Genomic DNA, 1,201 nt, shown 5'->3' with positions numbered 1-1,201 from the left:
ACCACATGGCAGGTACAGCTTGCCATGTGGTTCGCTCCACTACGCGGTTCGGCTTAACTTAGGTGTTAGCGCCCAGATCAGGATTAGTGCGTAGTGCAAGAAAATCAGCCAAGCGGCACACCACCAGGGACCATACAAATCGACCCCGACCAAGGGTTTGGACCCCATGTGACGGAGGCGTTCATCAGCCTCTACGGCGAAGATTCCGTTTTTGTCACCGCAACGGTTGACTCATTGACGTGGCGATTTGTTGGCGTGTTGGTCCGAGCCAAGAAACTTCCGCCAGACTTCGAGCCAGTCCAGTACGGGACACCCGAGATGCGGCAAGCCCTCGACACATTTCTTAGGGCACTCAGCACTCGCGGCTTGGACAACCCGCCTACGGTTCTTATGCGATCCGCGACCGGGCACGAACAACCGCAAGCCTTTCTGCTCGCAGCCAGCTCCTTGCTCGGAGACAATCTCGTGGCAAACTGGCTACGCCTCATGGAGGGCGAGAACTATGCTGGTGCAACAGCGCTACTTGCACTGCACTAGCTGGGCTCTAACAATGCGTTCAAGCCGAAGCCGCTTCGTTCCGCCAAGCACATGGCAGGTACAGCTTGCCATGTGCTTGGCTCCACTACGCGTCTCGGCTTAACTTAGGTGTTAGGCCTTACATGGAGAGTTCACCGATGTTGAAGCACTTTGCAGTCGCCCTACTTGCCTCACTTCTGGCCATCGGTTGCACCACAACCGCCGAGCGCAACGCCGTTCGCATCGATGCATCCAGTATCGAGTCTGCCGAAACCTCCTACAAAGCGATGATGAGGAGCCAATCCGACTCAGGGAAGCAGAAACTTGCTATCGCGATGGTCGTGCTCAACATGGAGGGTGTGGAGAGCGCTTACGAGGTGGTAGCCAACCCAGAGCTACAATCCCCTTCCATCGGCGGGATAAAAGACAGAGTTGCTGGCATGACTGCCGCCGAGATCATTGCATTGGCGGATCGGACCTCCGATGTTCGCGTGGAAGTGTTCGGGCAATAAGGCCTAACAATGCGTTCAAGCCGAAGCCGCTTCGTTCCACAAAGCACATGGCAGGTACAGCTTGCCATGTGCTTCGCTCCACTACGCGTCTCGGCTTAACTTAGGTGTTAGGCCCCTAAATCATGCTCACCACGGTCGGACGCTACTTTGATCCTTGGGAGGCGCATATCCTT

General features: G+C 56.0%; 1 protein-coding gene. It reads left to right on the top strand.

Annotation, left to right across the window (positions count from 1 at the left end; translation table 11 throughout):
* Positions 1-674: 674 nt before the first annotated feature.
* Positions 675-1,028 carry a hypothetical protein gene (locus tag ACW7G2_RS14020; protein WP_456976834.1) on the top strand — a complete coding sequence of 118 codons (354 nt, stop codon included), beginning with the start codon at positions 675-677 and terminating at the stop codon, positions 1,026-1,028.
* Positions 1,029-1,201: the final 173 nt, after the last annotated feature.

The sequence above is a fragment of the Luteimonas sp. A277 genome (assembly GCF_054052045.1).
This window is presented reverse-complemented; position numbering and strand designations above follow the sequence as displayed.